We start from the raw sequence: 18,365 nt of genomic DNA, 5'->3' as shown, positions 1-18,365 counted from the left end.
TTCGTTTACATCGCTCAAACGCCAAAACTCTCGCCACACCCGCAGGAATGCTGAGCTTTAGGATTATTAAATTTAAAAATCTGGTTTAGCCCTTCGCGGACATAATCCACCTCGGTGCCATCGATAAACGGCATCGCTTTTAACGGTACGTAGAGTTTGGCACTGCCCTGTTCGAAAACCAGAGCGTCGCTGGCGGGCTCTTTAGCCATATCCATTACATAAGCAAACCCCGCACAACCGGATTGTTTCACGCCAAGCTGCAATCCTTTAATTTGCGGATCTTGCTGCATGAGTCGTGTAATTTGTGCGGCAGCGCTCTCTGTTATCGTCACGCCCTGCCAGACATTCTCGTCGAGTGAAAATGTCCCGACTGATTCCTGTTGCATATGCCCTACCTTATATTTCGCAATCACCCATTAGGTTGATCTTTTCAGGTTAACAATTTGCTGGCTGATTATTGGAGAATCAACACAGATTATTTACAATGGTAGTGATAATAATTATCACTTCAACCGTTTGTTTTGCAGGGATATTAAGAAAAGTGCCGTTTGAACCTCGAATGAGGCGGCAACGAGTAAGCATGCTGCGATGGCCGAAGAGGTCTGGAGGAAAAAGTGCACTTTTATCACCCTGAAATAAATGAATAAATTCCTCTGTGACGCTCGAATCCCTTACTATATCAATGGCTAATCGCAGTCAGCCGCTGAGTATTTAAAACATTCATAAAAAATACCTATTTCTATTTTAACTTTAGCTGAAAACCCTCACAGGGGAAACCTATCATAGAGATTCGCCGCATTTATCGGCTAAATGAAACTGTCTGAAGGGAGCCGCAGCAAGTGCCATGAGCTGCTGACGTCACTCAGGGCCATTGGTGGCCCTGAGTCAGGTAATCACGTGTAATTTGGTGGGGGAATGACCTTATCGGGACAACACGGCGACGGTTAAACGCGAGGTACAACACAGATGGTCTTCTTCATCAAACACCTCAATCTGCCACACCTGATGGCTGCGGCCGATATGAATGGCCCGACAGCAACCCCGAACTTTCCCGGAACGTACTGCTTTCAGGTGGTTAGCATTAATCTCCAACCCCACGACTTGCTGGCCTTCGGTGGTACACAGATATCCGGCCATCGAACCGAGCGACTCCGCCAGCACCACCGACGCACCACCATGAAGTAAACCGAAAGGTTGAGTCGTCCGCTGGTCTACTGGCATCGTGGCTTCTATTTCGTTATCAGAGAGGCGGGTAAACTCAATGCCCAAATGCCCAACCATACAGCCCTGGCATTGCTGGTTTAACTGTTCCAGCGTTGCGGTGCGTTTCCACAGCATCTTTTCCCCTTGGTTGTTGAAATTACAGCAGCAATAGCTGTTCTGATTACTCAGCCCATCCTTGGGCTTTGCCTCTGCGAGGCGGCGGCAAGTAGCACGAAGTAAATAGCATAGTCAGCTCGTAGGTTAAACCAGCTCAAGCAAAGCTTGTAACGGATGTCTCAGTCCATTGCCTTCAATACGTTTAACCTGACTCCGGCAAGAGTAACCTGTGGCTAAACAGCGTTTACCCGGTAACTTTTGTAACGCCTGTTGCCAGGATAACGCGTAAATACCCAACGAGTTATCGATGTTCCTCGCTTCATGACCATAAGTTCCGGCCATGCCACAACACCCGACACTGACGTTTTCCAGTTTGGCACCATAACGGGAGAATATTGCTGCCCAGTGCTGGCTGCTGGCAGGTAGTGCCGTGGTTTCGGTGCAATGCCCAAACAGGTACCAGGATTCGCCACTCATCTGCTGCTCTGGCAGGTCAGCCAGGGCCATCTGTAGCCACTCGTGCACCAATTGCACCGTAAAGTCACCGCGCGCATCACCAAGAATCTCTTTATATTCATCGCGATAACAAAGAACCAGCGCCGGATCAACCCCAACCATTGGTATCCCCAGTAACGAAATGCGATTAAGAAAATCTGCCGTCTTACGGGCCGTTTTAGCAAAACGTTGCAGGAAACCTTTAATGTGCTGCGCTTTACCGTTGGGTGAGAATGGCAACAGCACGGGATTGAAGCCCAGTTTTTCGACCAAGTGAACAAAATCCGCCACCACCTGAGCGTCGTAGTAACTGGTGAAGGGATCCTGCACGATCAGCACATGCTGGTGGCGTTCTGACTCAGACAGTTTCTCCAACTGCTCAAGGGTCATAGTACTGGCATAATGGCCGGATAATGATTGCTTCAACGTTGGGCTAGAAAGCATCGGTAAGTCCACCATACCAATACTTTTCCGGCTTAGCTCCCTGACCCACGGCTGTTTGAGGAAAAAGTTAAACACTTTTGGGGTTTTGGCCATTAACGGCGCATAACTCTCTACTCCAGCCACCACATAGTCACGCAGTGGGCGATGATAACGGGTGTGATACAACTGTAGGAAGCGGGAACGGAAGCCCGGTACATCAATTTTTATCGGGCACTGCGTCGAGCAAGCTTTGCATGCCAGACAACCTGACATCGCCTCTTTGACTTCATGAGAGAAATCATAATCCCCCTGACTGGCAGCCCAGGTATTACGGGTTTTCTCAATCAAACCACGCAGGCTGGGGCGTTTGGTCGCCAGCCCTTTCTCTAGTGCAATGGGGTCAACCCCTTGCTCAGATAGCAGCCGTAACCATTCTCGCACCAGCGTTGCCCGGCCTTTTGGTGAATGAATACGGTCACCGGTAATCTTCATCGACGGGCACATCGGGCTACGTGTATCAAAGTTAAAGCACAGACCGTTACCATTACATTCCATCGCACCACGGAATGAGGTTCTTACTGCTAACGGAATACGCCGGTCCAAGGTACCGCGTTTAGCTGAGGTATCCACTTTCATCATTGGCGCATCACTGCCCAACGGTGAGCATATTTTCCCCGGATTTAAGCGATTATCCGGGTCGAAAACGGATTTAATGCGCCGCAACTCGTGGTAAAGCACTTCACCAAAGAAGTCAGGGCTGTATTCTGCACGGAAACCCTTACCGTGCTCGCCCCATAGCAAGCCGCCATAGCGCGCCGTCAGTTGCACCACTTGGTCAGATATCTGTTTCATCAGCATTTCTTGCTGTGGATCGCACATATCCAGCGCTGGGCGTACATGTAATACCCCCGCATCCACGTGACCAAACATGCCGTAGCTCAAATTGTGGCTATCAAGCAGTTGGCGGAACTCGACAATATAATCGGCCAAATGTTGTGGTGGCACACAGGTATCTTCCGCAAACGGAATGGGCTTAGCCTGGCCTTTACTGTTGCCTAACAAACCAACCGCTTTTTTGCGCATACCATAGATGCGCTCAATACCCGCTAACTCACTGCAAATCTGGTAACCAATAACGCCGCCTTGCTGAGCAGACATCAGGTCATCCAAGCGCTGACAAAGTGCCTCCATTTGACTATCGATCAGTGCCTTATCATCACCGGCAAACTCAACGATATTCAACCCCAGCATCTCTTTATCAGGGATATCGGTAATCAGCTCTTTTACTGAGTGCCAGACAATATCTTCTTTGGCCAGATTAAGAACTTTAGAGTCCACAGTTTCCACTGACAGTGCTTTGGCTTCCACCATAAACGGGGCATTACGCAGAGCGGAATCGAAGGAGTCATACTTTACATTCACCAGACGGCGAACTTTAGGCAGCGGTGTTATATCCAGTGTCGCTTCAGTAATGAAGGCCAGCGTGCCCTCTGCACCGGTTAAAATTCGGGTCAGGTCAAAGGTTTGCAGGTCATCACTAAACACGTGGCGTAAATCATATCCGGTCAGGAAACGGTTTAATTGGGGGAATTTCTCCAGAATCAGCGCGCGCTGCTCACGGCAGTGATGCAGCACCGTATGATAAATACGGCCGGTTACAGAGTCCTCCTGCGCAATCGTTTGTGCCAATGCCGTCGGCATGGCGCGGGTATCGAGCAGGGTTCCACCCAGCAATATGGCACGTAGCCCCAACACATGGTCGGACGTTTTGCCATACACTAGCGACCCCTGCCCAGAGGCATCGGTATTGATCATTCCACCCAATGTGGCGCGGTTACTGGTCGATAACTCGGGCGAAAAGAAGTAGCCGAATGGCCGCAGATATTGATTGAGCTGATCTTTAATCACCCCCGCTTCAACCCGCACCCAACCCTGTTCGGGATTAATCTCCAGAATACGGTTCATATGGCGCGACATATCCACCACAATGCCACTGTTCAGTGCCTGGCCATTGGTGCCGGTCCCGCCGCCGCGAGGCGTAAATACCAGGGATTTAAAACTCTCCAGGCCAGCCAGACGGCCAATCAAGGCAACATCTGCAGTCGAACGAGGAAAAACCACGGCGTCGGGTAGCAGTTGGTAAATACTGTTGTCCGTCGCCATAGTCAGGCGATCGGCATAATTAGTGGCGGTATCGCCGGTGAATCCGTTTTGCTTCAAAGCATCCAAAAAATCTAGCACCAACTGGATGACACCCGGTGCCTGAGAAATCTGTGGGATCATTAGTGTGACCCTATCTAATAGGTATGTTTGTGGTTCCGCCAAGAGATTATCTGCTAGCAATCCTCTTTGTCGAATAATTTATGTCAATTCAGAATGATGAGAAAGTGATGCGTATCTGCCGAGGATAAATGCGGCAATAAATCATTAAGTATCAAAATTATATATTGTATAAATAATAGTCGCACCACGCCGAAAGAACATTGTTTCAGCACCTTGGTTGCGGTCGGTGTTTTTGTTATGTCCAAGCTAATGCTATTTTTTAACAAATCACAGCAGTAAAATCCGGCGTTGTCTGTTAAAACATTAAAAAATACACCATGATTAGTACAGATGCTTAATTAGTTCAAAATCTAATGAGTGCCTAAAAAACAGTGCGATGGCCACCTTGCCATGACTTTCGATGTGAGAACCCATTGATGAATTACCCGCAGCAGCGCCGTTTCGATTTACCTAAACTGATGTTTGGGGTGATATTCATTATGATAATGATTATCGCCAGTTTCTGGGTGGTACAGCCTTTTATTATGGGTTTTGCCTGGGCGGGCATGGTAGTCATTGCGACCTGGCCACTGTTGATTAGGCTGCAAAGGCTACTTTGGGGTAAGCGCTGGCTGGCTGCTATTGTCATGACTCTGCTGCTGGTGTTGTTGTTTGTCATCCCGATAGCCCTACTGGTCAGCAGCCTGGTGGAAAACAGCGGCCCGCTTATCCAGTGGGCATCCAGCCCGTCTAATGTGCGCATGCCGGATATGACCTGGTTGCAATCGATCCCAATGGTGGGGAACAAACTCTATAGTAGTTGGCATACATTGGTTGCCGGTGGTGGCAATGCGATGATCGCCAAAGTTCAACCCTATATTGGTGCGGCCGCGACCTGGCTGGTAGCTCAAGCCGCCCATGTCGGTTATTTTTTGATTCATCTGGCGCTGATGGTGCTGTTCAGTGTTTTACTCTATTTCCATGGTGAGCAAGTCGGGCTGGGTATCCGCCATTTTGCGGTGCGCGCTGCCGATAAACGTGGTGATGCCGTCGTGGTGCTGGCCGCTAAAGCTATCCGGGCCGTCGCATTGGGGGTCGTGGTCACCGCACTGGTACAAGCAGTGCTGGGCGGGATTGGGCTGGCGATTGCGGGCATTCAATACGCCACACTGTTTACCGTATTAATGTTTATCTGCTGCGTAGCTCAGCTTGGGCCACTGTTGATACTGGTCCCGGCAATTATCTGGTTGTATTGGACCGGTGATACCACCTGGGGCACGGCACTGCTGGTTTGGAGCTGTATCGTTGGTACCATGGATAACGTTTTACGCCCCTACCTTATCCGTATGGAAGCTGATATGCCGATGATTCTCATCCTGTCCGGGGTGATTGGTGGCTTGTTGTCATTCGGCATGATTGGCTTGTTTATTGGGCCGGTGGTGTTAGCCATCTCCTACCGCCTGACTTCTGCCTGGGTCAATGAAGCGCCGGAACCTGAAGAGAGTATGAAGGAAGTTGCCAAGCATTTAGAAGAGCTTTAGCTCTTACCGGGGGTTTGGTAGTTATGCTGCCGAACCCCTATTATCCAGCGACATTCGCTATTAACAATTAAGAACAACCGTTTTAATTCCTCTATTTCTATTCTCAACCTGTATTTCATTAGTTATTAAATAGAATGATTATTAATAACCATATGAAATTAATCCTATAAAAACATTTATTTAACCTATTATATTCAGAAGATTCTTAATGACTAAGCCACGGAATTTACTTAATATTATTATTAGAAAGTGCTTTCCCCAAGGCATTTAAATAATTCATCTTCAAATGACTTATTTAAATATCTGTAATCGAATACACGTATTGCTGTGTGTAGTCTTTGCCTGTCATCTTAGACGGGCTTTTTTTTTTACTTATTATTGCAAAAAATCCGCAACCTAAGCTGCGGATAATTAAATGTCTCTCTATCGGTATAACCCGAGTCCAATCAATGCTTAGTATGTTGCGCCAAACTGACCCACGTTTGTACTACGGTGTCTGGGTTAAGGGACAAACTGTCAATCCCCTGATCCATCAGCCATAAAGCAAAATCCTCATGGTCTGACGGACCCTGACCACAAATCCCCACATACTTGCCTTGACGTTTCGCCGCCTGAATGGCCATCGACAGCAACGCCTTAACGGCTTCATTGCGCTCATCAAACAGTTCAGAAACCACACCGGAGTCGCGATCCAGCCCCAATGTTAACTGAGTCATATCATTGGAGCCGATAGAGAAGCCATCAAAATGCTCAAGGAATTGATCCGCCAGCAATGCATTGGACGGGATTTCGCACATCATAATAAGCTTCAGGCCATTCTCACCACGTTTCAGTCCTTGTCTTGCCAGTTCTGCCACCACCGCCTCTGCCTGAGCCACTGTACGTACGAAAGGCACCATGACTTCGACGTTAGTCAACCCCATCACATTCCGCACCCGCTTAACCGCCTCACACTCCAGTGCGAAACAATCACGGAAGCTGTCTGCGACATAACGCCCCGCCCCACGGAAACCTAACATCGGATTCTCTTCATGTGGCTCATAAGCTTCTCCGCCAACCAGATTGGCGTATTCGTTAGATTTAAAATCCGACAAGCGCACAATCACACGTTTCGGCCAGAAAGCGGCACCCAAGGTAGAGATCCCTTCGGTCAAGCGACCAACGTAAAACTCGACCGGATCGTCATAACCCTTCATCAAGGCTTTGATTTCTGCCTGAATTGCAGGCTCCTGGCTATCGAATTCCAGCAATGCTTTAGGATGCACACCAATCATGCGGTTGATGATAAATTCCAGACGCGCCAAGCCAACGCCGTCATTTGGGAGACGGGCAAAGTCGAAGGCTCGGTCTGGATTGCCAACATTCATCATTATTTTCAACGGCAAATCAGGCAGTTCAGTAACTTGTGAGCTCTGAATCGAGAAATCGAGCAACTCTTGATAAACATAGCCCGTATCCCCTTCGGCGCAAGAAACCGTAACCTTCTGCCCTTCTCTCAGAATATCAGTGGCATTACCACAACCCACAACGGCTGGGATCCCCAGCTCACGAGCGATGATTGCCGCATGGCAGGTACGCCCGCCACGGTTGGTCACAATCGCTGATGCTTTTTTCATGATCGGTTCCCAGTCAGGGTCCGTCATGTCTGTTACCAGTACATCACCCGCCTGAATACGGTCCATCTCGCTGATATCATTAATCACCTTAACCGGCCCCGCACCAATACGATGACCAATGGCGCGCCCCTCCACCAGCACCTCACTTTGGGCATTCAGCAGATAACGCTCCATAACTTGCTCGTTGGAACGTACTGTTTCTGGGCGAGCTTGCACGATAAACAGCTTACCGGTATGGCCATCTTTGGCCCACTCAATGTCCATCGGGCGGCCATAATGCTTTTCGATTGATAGTGCCTGATGCGCCAGCACTTGTACCTCTTCATCACTGAGAGCGAAACGATTGCGTTGTACTTCTGGCACATCTTCAATCTGTACCTGTTTGCCATGTTCCTGGCTTTCGGCATAGATCATGCGAATTTTTTTCGAACCCATAGTGCGGCGTACTATCGCGGGTTTGCCATTACGCAATGTTGGCTTATGGACATAAAACTCATCCGGGTTCACCGCCCCTTGCACCACCATTTCGCCTAAACCATAAGCTGCGGTGATAAAAACCACCTGATCGAAGCCTGATTCAGTATCAATAGTAAACATCACGCCCGCCGAGGCGAGATCAGAGCGCACCATCCGTTGTACACCAGCAGATAGCGCCACCCCACGGTGGTCGTAGCCTTGATGCACACGATAGGAAATAGCGCGATCATTGAACAGTGAGGCAAATACGTGCTTGATAGCAACCATCACCGCATCAATCCCCTGCACATTCAAGAAGGTTTCCTGCTGGCCGGCAAAGGAGGCATCTGGCATATCTTCGGCAGTAGCCGATGAGCGCACAGCAAAAGAAGCCTCAGGCTCACCGTCAGCTAATTGTTGGTAGGCTTCATGAATAGCCTGTTCAAACTCGGGATGGAACGGCGTCTCAACCACCCATTGACGAATCTGCGCGCCCGCTTTGGCTAATGCCGCAATATCATCAACATTGGTCTGATCCAACAATTGATAAATGCGTTGGTTAACACCGCTTTGCTCCAGAAATTCGTTAAATGCTTGAGCTGTGGTAGCAAAACCATTAGGTACCGAAACACCCAGGTCTGAAAGATTGGTTATCATTTCACCCAGGGAGGCATTCTTGCCGCCTACCCGCTCAACATCGTTCATGCCAAGCTGATTGTACCAAAGCACATTGCACAGATTTAGGCCATTGTTGGACATCGAAACAATCCTTTTTACATTGTCTATTAATTATGGACGGTCAGTAGGGTACAGACGGAGGTATCACGGCTGACGAATCAGCTATTTCAGACTAGCACAATGATCCATAGTCCATGGACAGGTGAATCGATCAACCCAACAAGAAAAGTTATTTTCAGGCGATTCTGACAGCAAACGCTTTACCGATAGGCCGAATCAGGCACACTGATTAGGCTAAACTTGTCACCAGATGCTTATTTATCAGTGTGGTCAATCCGACCAGAAAAATACTCAGGAGTCAGCGTGGAGAGAAGTGTGTTTTATATTTCGGATGGTACCGCCATCACTGCAGAAGTACTCGGTCATGCTGTTTTGTCGCAGTTCCCTGTTAAAGCCACTACCTTTACGCTGCCGTTTGTCGAAAGTGCTGCGCGTGCGCAAGAGGTTTGCCAGAAGATTAATCAGATATATCAAGACACTGGCGTTAGACCGCTGGTTTTCTATTCGATAATCAGTGCGGAAGTGCGTGAACTCATTCAGCACAGTGAGGGATTTTGTCAGGATATTGTGCAAGCACTGGTTGCCCCACTACAGGGCGAACTGGGGGTTGCCCCACAACCGGTGCTCAACCGAACCCACGGTCTTACTGAAAGCAATTTGGGCAAATACGATGCGCGGATTGCGGCTATCGACTACGCCCTGGCCCATGATGACGGTATTTCTCTGCGTAATCTGGATCAAGCACAGGTGATTCTATTGGGGGTTTCCCGTTGCGGTAAAACCCCAACCAGCCTCTATTTAGCCATGCAATTTGGGATTCGTGCTGCAAACTACCCATTTATCGCCGATGATATGGACAATTTGCAACTTCCCGCCGCGCTGAAACCTTTTCAGCAAAAACTGTTTGGTTTGACAATTAACCCTGAACGGCTGGCGGCAATCCGTGAAGAACGACGTGAAAATAGCCGTTATGCCTCGCTGCACCAATGCCGAATAGAGGTGGGTGAAGTAGAAGCGCTATTTCGCAAGAATCAGATTCGCTATCTGAACTCCACTAACTACTCCGTTGAGGAAATCTCCACCAAAATCCTGGATATTTTAGGCATGAGTCGCCGCATGTTCTAATGGAATATTTGCCTGAGATATTATTTACAGTTTATTTCATCACAAATTGTATGAATCAAGGCCGTGGCGGTTGAATTCATTTAGTTTTGGTTTATTGTGATCGCCATCACTTCCCGGTATTCCTGCCGCAGAGAAGAACAGATTTAGAGAATTTCCATGCACAAAACAGATGAACTGCGGACTGCGCGCATCGATAGCTTAATCACGCCACAACAACTGGCGGAAAAATTACCGATTTCTGCCAGCATTGCCGATAACGTGACAGCGTCACGTAAACGAATTGAAAAGATCCTCACCGGCGAAGACTCCCGCTTGCTAGTGGTTGTCGGTCCCTGCTCGATTCACGACCTTGATGCCGCCATTGATTACGCCACCCGACTGAATGTATTACGCGAGCGCTATCAGGATCGCCTGGAAGTCGTCATGCGCACCTATTTCGAGAAACCGCGCACCGTCGTGGGTTGGAAGGGGTTAATTTCTGACCCGGCGTTGGATGGCTCATGTCAGGTCAATCGAGGGATTGAGATGGCGCGCAAACTGCTATTGGCAGTTAATGAGTTAGGTCTACCTACTGCCACCGAATTCCTTGATATGGTGACAGGTCAGTACATTGCCGACCTGATCAGTTGGGGGGCCATTGGCGCACGTACCACGGAAAGCCAGATTCATCGAGAAATGGCATCGGCCCTCTCCTGCCCGGTGGGTTTCAAAAATGGCACTGACGGCAATACCCGCATTGCAATTGATGCTATCCGTGCCGCGCAAGCCAGCCATATGTTTTTATCCCCGGATAAAAACGGCCAGATGACGATTTACCAAACCAGCGGCAACCCGCATGGGCACATTATTATGCGTGGCGGTCGGCAGCCTAATTATGGTGCATCTGATATTGCCACAGCCTGTGACAGCCTGCGTGAATTCGATTTACCGGAACATCTGGTGGTCGATTTTAGCCATGGTAATTGTCAGAAAATGCACCGCCGCCAGTTGGAAGTTGCCGCTGATATCGGGCAGCAAATCCGTAACGGTTCTAGCGCTATTGTCGGTGTGATGGCTGAAAGCTTCCTGATTGAGGGCTCGCAGAAAATTGTTGCGGGTCAGCCCTTGATCTATGGACAATCCATTACCGACCCTTGCCTGAATTGGGCCGATACTGAACAGTTATTGAACTTATTGGCCATTGCTGTCAGCAGCCGGTTTTAATTAACACACAGTGATAGAATGGGTTAACACGCCACATTGACTCTGTTCTATCACTGGATTAAATGGTCCACGCCCCCTCATTCCGCTCAAGCTCCCTTTTTACAAATCAATTCTAAACTATCTATCCAAAATATTAATTACTAAGAAAAATAAAGGAATTAACATAAAAAGTAATAGAGATTGTTATTGAAACCATCCACAGATGAAGATGATAATGATTATCACTTAACTGGATACTCTAAAGAATACTTCTTATGCGCAAGGGCACCTATCCTAATCAAGCCGTAAATTGCACACCAACCCCATCTCCTGCGGTGTTGCAATTATCCTGTATTAATAGCGGACAACTGCTTGGTCAACATGATGTCGTGGTGATCAATCACCAAGGGCAGTTCTATTATTTGCGCCAAACCAAAGCAGGAAAACTAATACTGACTAAATAATTTTTAGTCACTCGATCCTATTTGCAAAAAATATCCACTACGCCAGCCACCTTATATTGAATACTCAGGCAGCCAGCAACTTATTGATTATGTTTAATAACATAGGGAGAGTTGCTTATGCTTCGTTTTTTTCGTTTGTCTTTATGCAGTCTGGCAATAACCGTGGCGTTATCCCCGCTGGCAACAGCTCATTCGGCACCTGCCAGTAAGAATCACACCCTTATTGTTACCGGAACTCAACCGGCGACTGACAGTTTCAACACCCCCGGCACAGTCACCGTCATTGATGCTGCATTACCAGACAAACAAACTGCTACCACCGCCGCAGAAATGCTGCAAAACGTACCCGGTGTGAGTGTTAGCGGTGTTGGGCGCACCAATGGACAGAACGTTAATATCAGAGGCTATGATCAGTATGGTGTGCTGGTGCTCATTGATGGTATTCGTCAGGGCATCACGGGGGCCAATATCAGTGGTACTTTCCTTGATCCGGCCCTGATAAAGCAGGTCAGCATCATTCGTAGCCCATCAACATCAAGGTTTGGCAGTGGTGCCATGGGCGGGGTGATTGCTTACCAGACCGTTGATGCGGCCGACTTGCTGGCTGAGGGCCAAAATCTTGGTTTCCGAGTCAGTGGCTTTGGCGCCACGGGTTATCACAGTATCGGCTCTGGGGTGTCCATGTTTGGCCGTACAGAGAGTCTTGATGGCATTATCGCGCTAAGTAAACGTAAGGTCGGCAATATTTACCACGGCAACGGTAATGAAGCGCCGAATGATGAAACGATTAACAGCTTGATGTTTAAGGGCACCGCCTATCTTTCTGACAGCCAATCGTTAACCACCGCCCTGCGTTATTACAATAACCAAGCACTAGAACCGCGCATGGCTAATCTTAGTACGCCTGACTTAAAATTTAATAAAAATCCAATGATGAATCGTTCCACCCTTCAACGTGATGCCGAGTTAACCTACCGCCTGCAACCACAACACCTTGATTGGTTGGATGCCACCAGCCAACTCTACTATTCCGAGATCAATATTAGCGATGACGTCAATCGCGAAGGCTCAGGCCGCCGAAAACAGATCACCCGTGGTTTAAAGCTGGAAAATAGCAGCCTGCTATTTACTCACAGCCCGGCTGCAAATTTATTCACTTATGGCATTGAAACCTACCATCAAGAGCAAGTTCCAGTCGGTGTTATTCGTAGTTTCCCCCCGTCTGAAATCAAATTTTCCTCCGGTTGGTTGCAAGATGAAGTTACGCTGCGTGATTTACCCGTTACCTTGCTGCTAGGCAGCCGTTTTGATCGTTATCACAACAGCCGCGCCGGTTTTGCTGATAGAGAAGCTAAAAACGGGTCAACTCGAGGTGCCGTTACCCTCAAGCCCACCGATTGGCTGATGTTGTTTAGTGCCTACAGCCAAGCGTTCCGTACCCCAACGCTGACTGAGCTTTATAATGATTCGATTCATTTCTCTATGGGGCCTTTTACCAATCGCTGGCGACCCAATCCAAACCTAAAACCCGAAAGCAACGTCACTCGTGAGGCTGGTTTTGGTTTGAACTTTGAACAATTATTGTCCAATGATGATTTGATTGAATTCAAAGCCAGCTACTTTAATATTGATGCCAAAAACCGCATCACCAGTGAAGTCCACACCGAATTTTTTGGTAAAAATTACTCCGGCTACATCAATATCCCGCGCAGTAAAAGCTGGGGTTGGGATGTGTCATTGGATTACCAGAATCAATGGATTGACTGGGCGCTGGCCTATAACCGCACTCGTGCTATTAATCTCGACACCCGCCAATTTATTAACAGTATCAATCCAGATACCGTCACCAGCAGGCTTAATATCCCTATTGCCAACAGTGGTTTTAGCACTGGCTGGATCCTGACAATGGCAGAAAACACCAAGTTTATGAAAAATAACGATGCCAAAACGTCGTCACGCCGTTCCTATGCGCCGCAAGCTGGTTATGCGGTCCATGACTTTGACCTAAGCTACCGTGGGGCTGGCAGCTTGAATGGCCTCACCACCACCGCAGTATTGGGTAATGCGTTTAATAAGGAGTACTACTCACCGCAAGCAATCCCGCGGGATGGGCGTAATGCCAAACTGTTAATCAGCTATCAGTGGTAATCACAAGGAAGCGACTCATGGAAATGTCACATTACCAACACTATCTCAACATTCGGCAGCAACACCCCAGCAAGCCTCTATACGATATTGCCCTCATGATGAATATCAGTGAAGCCGAGCTATTTTATGCGCGGGTAGGACAGGATGCAGAACGCCTGGATATCAGTGCCGATAGACTGCTGACTGAGTTAGCCAGTGTCGGTGTCACTAAATCGATCACCCGTAACGATTATGCAATACATGAGCATTGGGGTGAGTACCAGAATTTACGCTTGCACGGTCACCTGGGCTTGGTTCTTAATCCACGCGCGCTGGATTTAAGGCTGTTTTTCCGCCAATGGGACAGCATTTTTAGCCTGAGTGAGGAGACACCACAGGGTAAGCAACTGAGCATTCACTGCTGTAATCTGCAAGGCAAGGCAATCCATCAAATCTACTGTACCGAAGAAACAGACCTTAACGCATGGCAGCAGTTGGTAGAAAAGTATCGCTGTGAAACCAATGCGCGATTGGTGTTCTCCCCCGCAGAAAAGGCGTTAACTCAAGAGACAGCCATTGATAACGCTGCGATAGATAATGAATGGCGCAAGATGAACGATATCCATCAGTTCTTTATGCTACTCAAACGCAATAAAATCACCCGCCGGCAAGCCTTCCGGTCTGTCGGTGATGATCTGGCTTATCCGGTTGATAATAAAGCATTAAGGCAAATTTTATATGCGGCACAGGCTTGCCAGAATGAAGTGATGATCTTTGTCGGTAACACCGGGTGTATGCAGATCTTCACTGGCGTGATAGAACAATTTATTGCCTGTCAGGGGAAGCAAACACCGCCGCCTCATTGGATCAGTGTGCTTAACCGCCGTTTTGCTTTGCACCTGCATGAGAATGCCATTGCAGAAAGTTGGGTAACACGCAAACCGACCAAAGAGGGTTACATCTCAAGTCTGGAGCTGCTGGATACTCAAGGTAATCATATTCTGCAATTATTTGGGCAACGTAGCGAAGGCCAACCAGAGCAGCACCACTGGCATCAGCAACTGGCCGAATTGACTGCCATAGGCTCCGCTGATGAATAAATGGCTAATATTTATTGCCCTTATAATTCCAATCAGTGGCATTGCCAGCCAACGCATTATCACACTCGGTAGTGATATCTCTGAAATCACCTACGCATTAGGCGTAGGTGCCAACATGGTGGCCAGGGATAGTGCCAGCCAGCACCCCAGTGAATTGAAAACCTTACCCGACGTGGGTTACTTGCGACAACTCAATGCCGAAGGCATTCTCGCGTTACAACCTACGTTGGTGTTATGTCGTAAGCAGGCTTCAGCGTCACGAGCGCTGAAGCAAATCACTGACTATGGGGTAAAGGTCATACTTATTCCCGCGGACAGCTCGCCACAAACAGTGGTAACTAAAATTCAGTTGATTGCCACCGCAGTTAATCAGCAACAGAAAGGCCGACAACTGATCAATCACTACCAGCAACAGCTAGCAATGATAGATTCCACACCATTGTCGGTAAAGGTTCTATTTATCCTAAGCCACGCGGGGTTACCGCCGCTGGCTGCGGGTAAAAATACTGCTGCGGATAGCTTATTTCGCCTTTCAGGCCTGAACAACACCATGCAAAAATTCAGCGGCTATCGCCCTTTATCACAAGAAGGGATTATCGCCAGTGCTCCTGACCTGCTGATTGTTACGTCATATAGCGTTAAATCACTGGGTGGCATTGATAATATATGGCGCTTACCGGGAGTAGCTCTGACTCCTGCGGGTAAAAAACAACGATTACTGGTCATTGATGATAGAGCATTACTGAGTTTTGGCCTGCAAACACCCCAAGTTCTACAACAGTTGCGGAGTGCCGGGGAGTCCAGCCGGTAAAACGTCTTCTGTTAGCGACGAGTAGGAGTGATTGAAATACCTTTCATCCTTGAAGCCACCGCTAAGTTAGCGGTTGTTACTCACCCGAGTCACTGAATACGTTGGATATGCAACCAACTAACTGGAACAGGAGATTTCCAGATGTTTCCCCCAGTCAGGAGGTAATGCCGCCAAGTCATCAAATTCAGGTTGCTCTGCGAAAGGATGTTGTAATGCCTGATGCAACCGCTGTAGAGGTTGAATATCATCCTTTTCAGCGTGATCAATCACTTGCTGTGCCAGGTAGTTACGCAATATATATTTCGGGTTAACCGCTTTCATCAATTGCTGACGCTGAACATCGTCAATCAGCTCTTGTTGCAAACGTGTACGATAACGGTGGTACCAACTGTCAAAACCGGCTCTATCGATAAAATCATCACGTAGTGGCGATTGCGCCGAATGCATTTCAACCTGGCTCAACAAGCGGAATGTACGGGTATAATCTCGCCCCTCTTGAATCATCAAACTCAATAATCCTGTCAGTAACTCGTTATCCTGGCTGCTGTTTTCGACAAAACCTAGTTTAGCGCGCATCTGTTGGCCATAAGCTGCCATTAACTCTGGCTCATAAGCCTCTAGTGCCAACTGTAGCTGCTCCACCGACATTAAGCCGGACAACGCCTGCCCCAACCGATGCAGATTCCATAGTGCGACCGCTGGCTGATTATCGAAAGCATAACGCCCCTGATGATCAGAGTGATTGCAAATATATCCCGGTACATAGTCATCAAGAAAACCAAATGGACCATAGTCCATGGTAATACCAAGAATCGACATATTATCGGTATTCATCACACCATGAGCAAAACCGACCGTTTGCCAATGAGCGATTAAACGTGCCGTGCGTTTTACCACATCAGTAAACCACAACAGGTAACTTTCCGGTTGACCGGCCCATTGCGGCCAGTGACGAGCAATAACATAATCAGCCAACTGTCTGACCTGTGCAGGCTGCTGTCGATAATAGAAGTGTTCGAAATGGCCAAAACGAACATGACTTTCAGCCACGCGTAATAACATCGCCCCACGCTCTGGTTGCTCACGATAAACAGGATGTTCGCTGGTAACAATGGTCAGTGCACGGCTGGTAGGTATTCCTAGATGGTGCAATGCTTCGGAGGCTAAAAACTCCCGGACGACTGAGCGCAAAACGGCCCGCCCATCTCCCATGCGGGAATAAGGGGTTAACCCTGCGCCTTTCAAATGCCAATCCATACTGCGGCCGTCACTGAGTTGTTGTTCCCCGAGCAAAATCCCACGGCCATCCCCGAGTTGCCCTGCCCATACGCCGAACTGGTGGCCACTATATACTTGTGCCAGCGGCTCCATACCTGGTAGCAAAGCCTCTCCTGCCCATACGCTGGCTTTCGGCAAACTAAACCAACTCTCATCCAGCCCAAGCTCCAGCGCTAACGGGGAACTGTGGTACAGCAAGCGTGCCCCCTTTAACGGCGTTGGTTGCAAGTGAGTATAAAAACCGCTCAATTGCTGCCCGTAGCTATTATTAAATTGAGGCGTATTCTCAGATTTTGAAGCGCTATCTGATTGAATGAAGTTAAAAGGGGTCATCAGCGTAATACCTCAGCCAGCCAGTGACTAACTTGCAACAGCTCAGCATGTGACTCAGGAAAATCATCGCTTAATTGCTGACAAACAACGTTAATAGCCTCGGGACGATACACCGTCCCTTGTAGCCGCTCAGCCAAAGCTTCCAGCGGAGCAGGATTCAAACTATCCGTAAAGATTTGGCAGCGAGCGATGGCACCCTGTAATACATCAAAATGCAGTTCAATTCCGCCCCAAATAAAACGGGTATCGACTAAGTGGCTAAAGGCGGGGGCCTGACCGAAATTCCATTCCCAGCTACTCTGTTTCGCAAATTGTTCGGTAAAACCAGGTAGGTCGGGCAATGCTTGTGGGGAGATTCTTTCCGCCAGCACCTTTTCATTATAATAATCGAAAAAAGCCTGCTCAATGGCGACACAAATCTGTTGATGCTCAATTCCCGGTAATAGCTCCACCAGATTGGTGACTCGGGAGCGCACTGATGTAATCCCTTTGGCCTGCAATTTTTTCGGATCAGGATTAAGGTAATCGGCCAAACGACTCAGATCCGCACTCAATAACAATGTGCCATGATGAAAACCACGATCTTTGGTCTCTTTATACGCCGAGCCCGAAACTTTGCGCTCATCATCACCGTTCTTAACCACCAAATCATTACGACCTGAAGCGGTGGCCTGAATTCCGAGCGAGGCTAACGCAGTAAGAATAATTTGAGTGGAGACCGTTTTATCATATTCAGGTTTACCCGCCATAAAGGTGAAACAGGTATTGCCCAAATCATGAAATACCGCCCCGCCGCCGCTGCTGCGCCGAGCCAGCTTCACGCCATCTTGCTCCATTTGGCGCGTATTACACTCTTTCCATGGATTCTGAGCACGGCCTATCACCACGGTGTCAGCATTACGCCACAAAAATAACACTCGCTGATCCGGGGACATCTGACGGAAAATGCACTCTTCTACCGCCAGATTAAACCAGGGGTCATAAGAATCAGAAATGAGTAAGCGAAGGGATGACATAAACGCGGCTCCGAACCAAAATAAGCAGCTATTAAGATAACATAACCAACGCCGATATCTTTAGGTTCGAGGATTCAT

13 protein-coding genes and 1 other RNA gene are annotated in these 18,365 nt (G+C 48.3%); 8 read left to right on the top strand and 6 right to left on the bottom strand.

The window, feature by feature from the left end; genetic code table 11:
* Positions 1 to 14: 14 nt before the first annotated feature.
* The 3 genes from sufA to ydiJ form a co-directional block, all read right to left on the bottom strand.
* Complete coding sequence (gene sufA, locus V2A84_RS06850; protein WP_083158723.1) at positions 15 to 386, bottom strand: Fe-S cluster assembly scaffold SufA; 372 nt, start codon at positions 384 to 386, stop codon at positions 15 to 17.
* 535 nt (positions 387 to 921) lie between these two features.
* A complete protein-coding gene (locus V2A84_RS06845) occupies positions 922 to 1,338 on the bottom strand; it encodes a hotdog fold thioesterase (protein WP_083158721.1) in 417 nt (138 codons plus the stop codon).
* A gap of 126 nt (positions 1,339 to 1,464) precedes the next feature.
* Positions 1,465 to 4,521: a D-2-hydroxyglutarate dehydrogenase YdiJ gene (ydiJ, locus tag V2A84_RS06840; protein WP_083158720.1), complete on the bottom strand. Its 3,057-nt coding sequence runs from the start codon at positions 4,519 to 4,521 to the stop codon at positions 1,465 to 1,467.
* A gap of 416 nt (positions 4,522 to 4,937) precedes the next feature.
* Here ydiJ and ydiK point away from each other — a divergent pair, with 416 nt between their 5' ends.
* Positions 4,938 to 6,041, top strand: a complete 1,104-nt coding sequence (gene ydiK / locus V2A84_RS06835) for an AI-2E family transporter YdiK (RefSeq protein WP_083158718.1) — start codon at positions 4,938 to 4,940, stop codon at positions 6,039 to 6,041.
* 265 nt (positions 6,042 to 6,306) lie between these two features.
* Positions 6,307 to 6,411, top strand: an RNA gene (rprA, locus tag V2A84_RS06830) — antisense sRNA RprA.
* 76 nt (positions 6,412 to 6,487) lie between these two features.
* Here the strand turns inward: rprA and ppsA are convergent.
* On the bottom strand, positions 6,488 to 8,872 hold the full coding sequence (gene ppsA, locus V2A84_RS06825; RefSeq protein WP_083158717.1) for a phosphoenolpyruvate synthase: 2,385 nt from the start codon (positions 8,870 to 8,872) through the stop codon (positions 6,488 to 6,490).
* Positions 8,873 to 9,154: 282 nt separating this feature from the next.
* Between ppsA and ppsR the strand changes: the two genes are divergently transcribed.
* The 6 genes from ppsR to V2A84_RS06795 all read left to right on the top strand — a co-directional run bounded on the left by ppsR (position 9,155) and on the right by V2A84_RS06795 (position 15,660).
* The gene (gene ppsR / locus V2A84_RS06820) at positions 9,155 to 9,976 is read left to right on the top strand and encodes a posphoenolpyruvate synthetase regulatory kinase/phosphorylase PpsR (RefSeq protein ID WP_083158716.1); all 822 of its coding nucleotides are present in this window, start codon (positions 9,155 to 9,157) and stop codon (positions 9,974 to 9,976) included.
* 156 nt (positions 9,977 to 10,132) lie between these two features.
* A complete protein-coding gene (locus V2A84_RS06815) occupies positions 10,133 to 11,179 on the top strand; it encodes a 3-deoxy-7-phosphoheptulonate synthase (protein ID WP_083158715.1) in 1,047 nt (348 codons plus the stop codon).
* A gap of 254 nt (positions 11,180 to 11,433) precedes the next feature.
* Entirely contained in the window at positions 11,434 to 11,622 is a 189-nt protein-coding gene (gene hemP, locus V2A84_RS06810) for a hemin uptake protein HemP (RefSeq protein WP_083158714.1), read from the top strand.
* Between the two features lie 117 nt (positions 11,623 to 11,739).
* Positions 11,740 to 13,770: a TonB-dependent hemoglobin/transferrin/lactoferrin family receptor gene (locus V2A84_RS06805; protein WP_083158713.1), complete on the top strand. Its 2,031-nt coding sequence runs from the start codon at positions 11,740 to 11,742 to the stop codon at positions 13,768 to 13,770.
* A gap of 17 nt (positions 13,771 to 13,787) precedes the next feature.
* On the top strand, positions 13,788 to 14,849 hold the full coding sequence (locus tag V2A84_RS06800) for a hemin-degrading factor (protein ID WP_083158712.1): 1,062 nt from the start codon (positions 13,788 to 13,790) through the stop codon (positions 14,847 to 14,849).
* Positions 14,842 to 15,660, top strand: coding sequence for a heme/hemin ABC transporter substrate-binding protein (locus tag V2A84_RS06795; protein WP_083158711.1), 819 nt, complete (start codon positions 14,842 to 14,844; stop codon positions 15,658 to 15,660). The genes V2A84_RS06800 and V2A84_RS06795 overlap by 8 nt, the downstream gene beginning before the upstream one ends.
* A 117-nt stretch (positions 15,661 to 15,777) precedes the next feature.
* Here the strand turns inward: V2A84_RS06795 and V2A84_RS06790 are convergent, their stop codons facing one another.
* Together V2A84_RS06790 and V2A84_RS06785 are read right to left on the bottom strand one after the other, a co-directional pair.
* Positions 15,778 to 17,271, bottom strand: a complete 1,494-nt coding sequence (locus V2A84_RS06790) for a protein adenylyltransferase SelO (RefSeq protein ID WP_083158710.1) — start codon at positions 17,269 to 17,271, stop codon at positions 15,778 to 15,780.
* A complete protein-coding gene (locus V2A84_RS06785) occupies positions 17,271 to 18,287 on the bottom strand; it encodes a lipoate--protein ligase A (protein WP_372569235.1) in 1,017 nt (338 codons plus the stop codon). The genes V2A84_RS06790 and V2A84_RS06785 overlap by 1 nt, the downstream gene beginning before the upstream one ends.
* Positions 18,288 to 18,365: the final 78 nt, after the last annotated feature.

The sequence above is a fragment of the Yersinia sp. 2553 StPb PI genome (assembly GCF_052217105.1).
Taxonomy (GTDB): Bacteria; Pseudomonadota; Gammaproteobacteria; order Enterobacterales; family Enterobacteriaceae; genus Yersinia; species Yersinia enterocolitica_E.
This window is presented reverse-complemented; position numbering and strand designations above follow the sequence as displayed.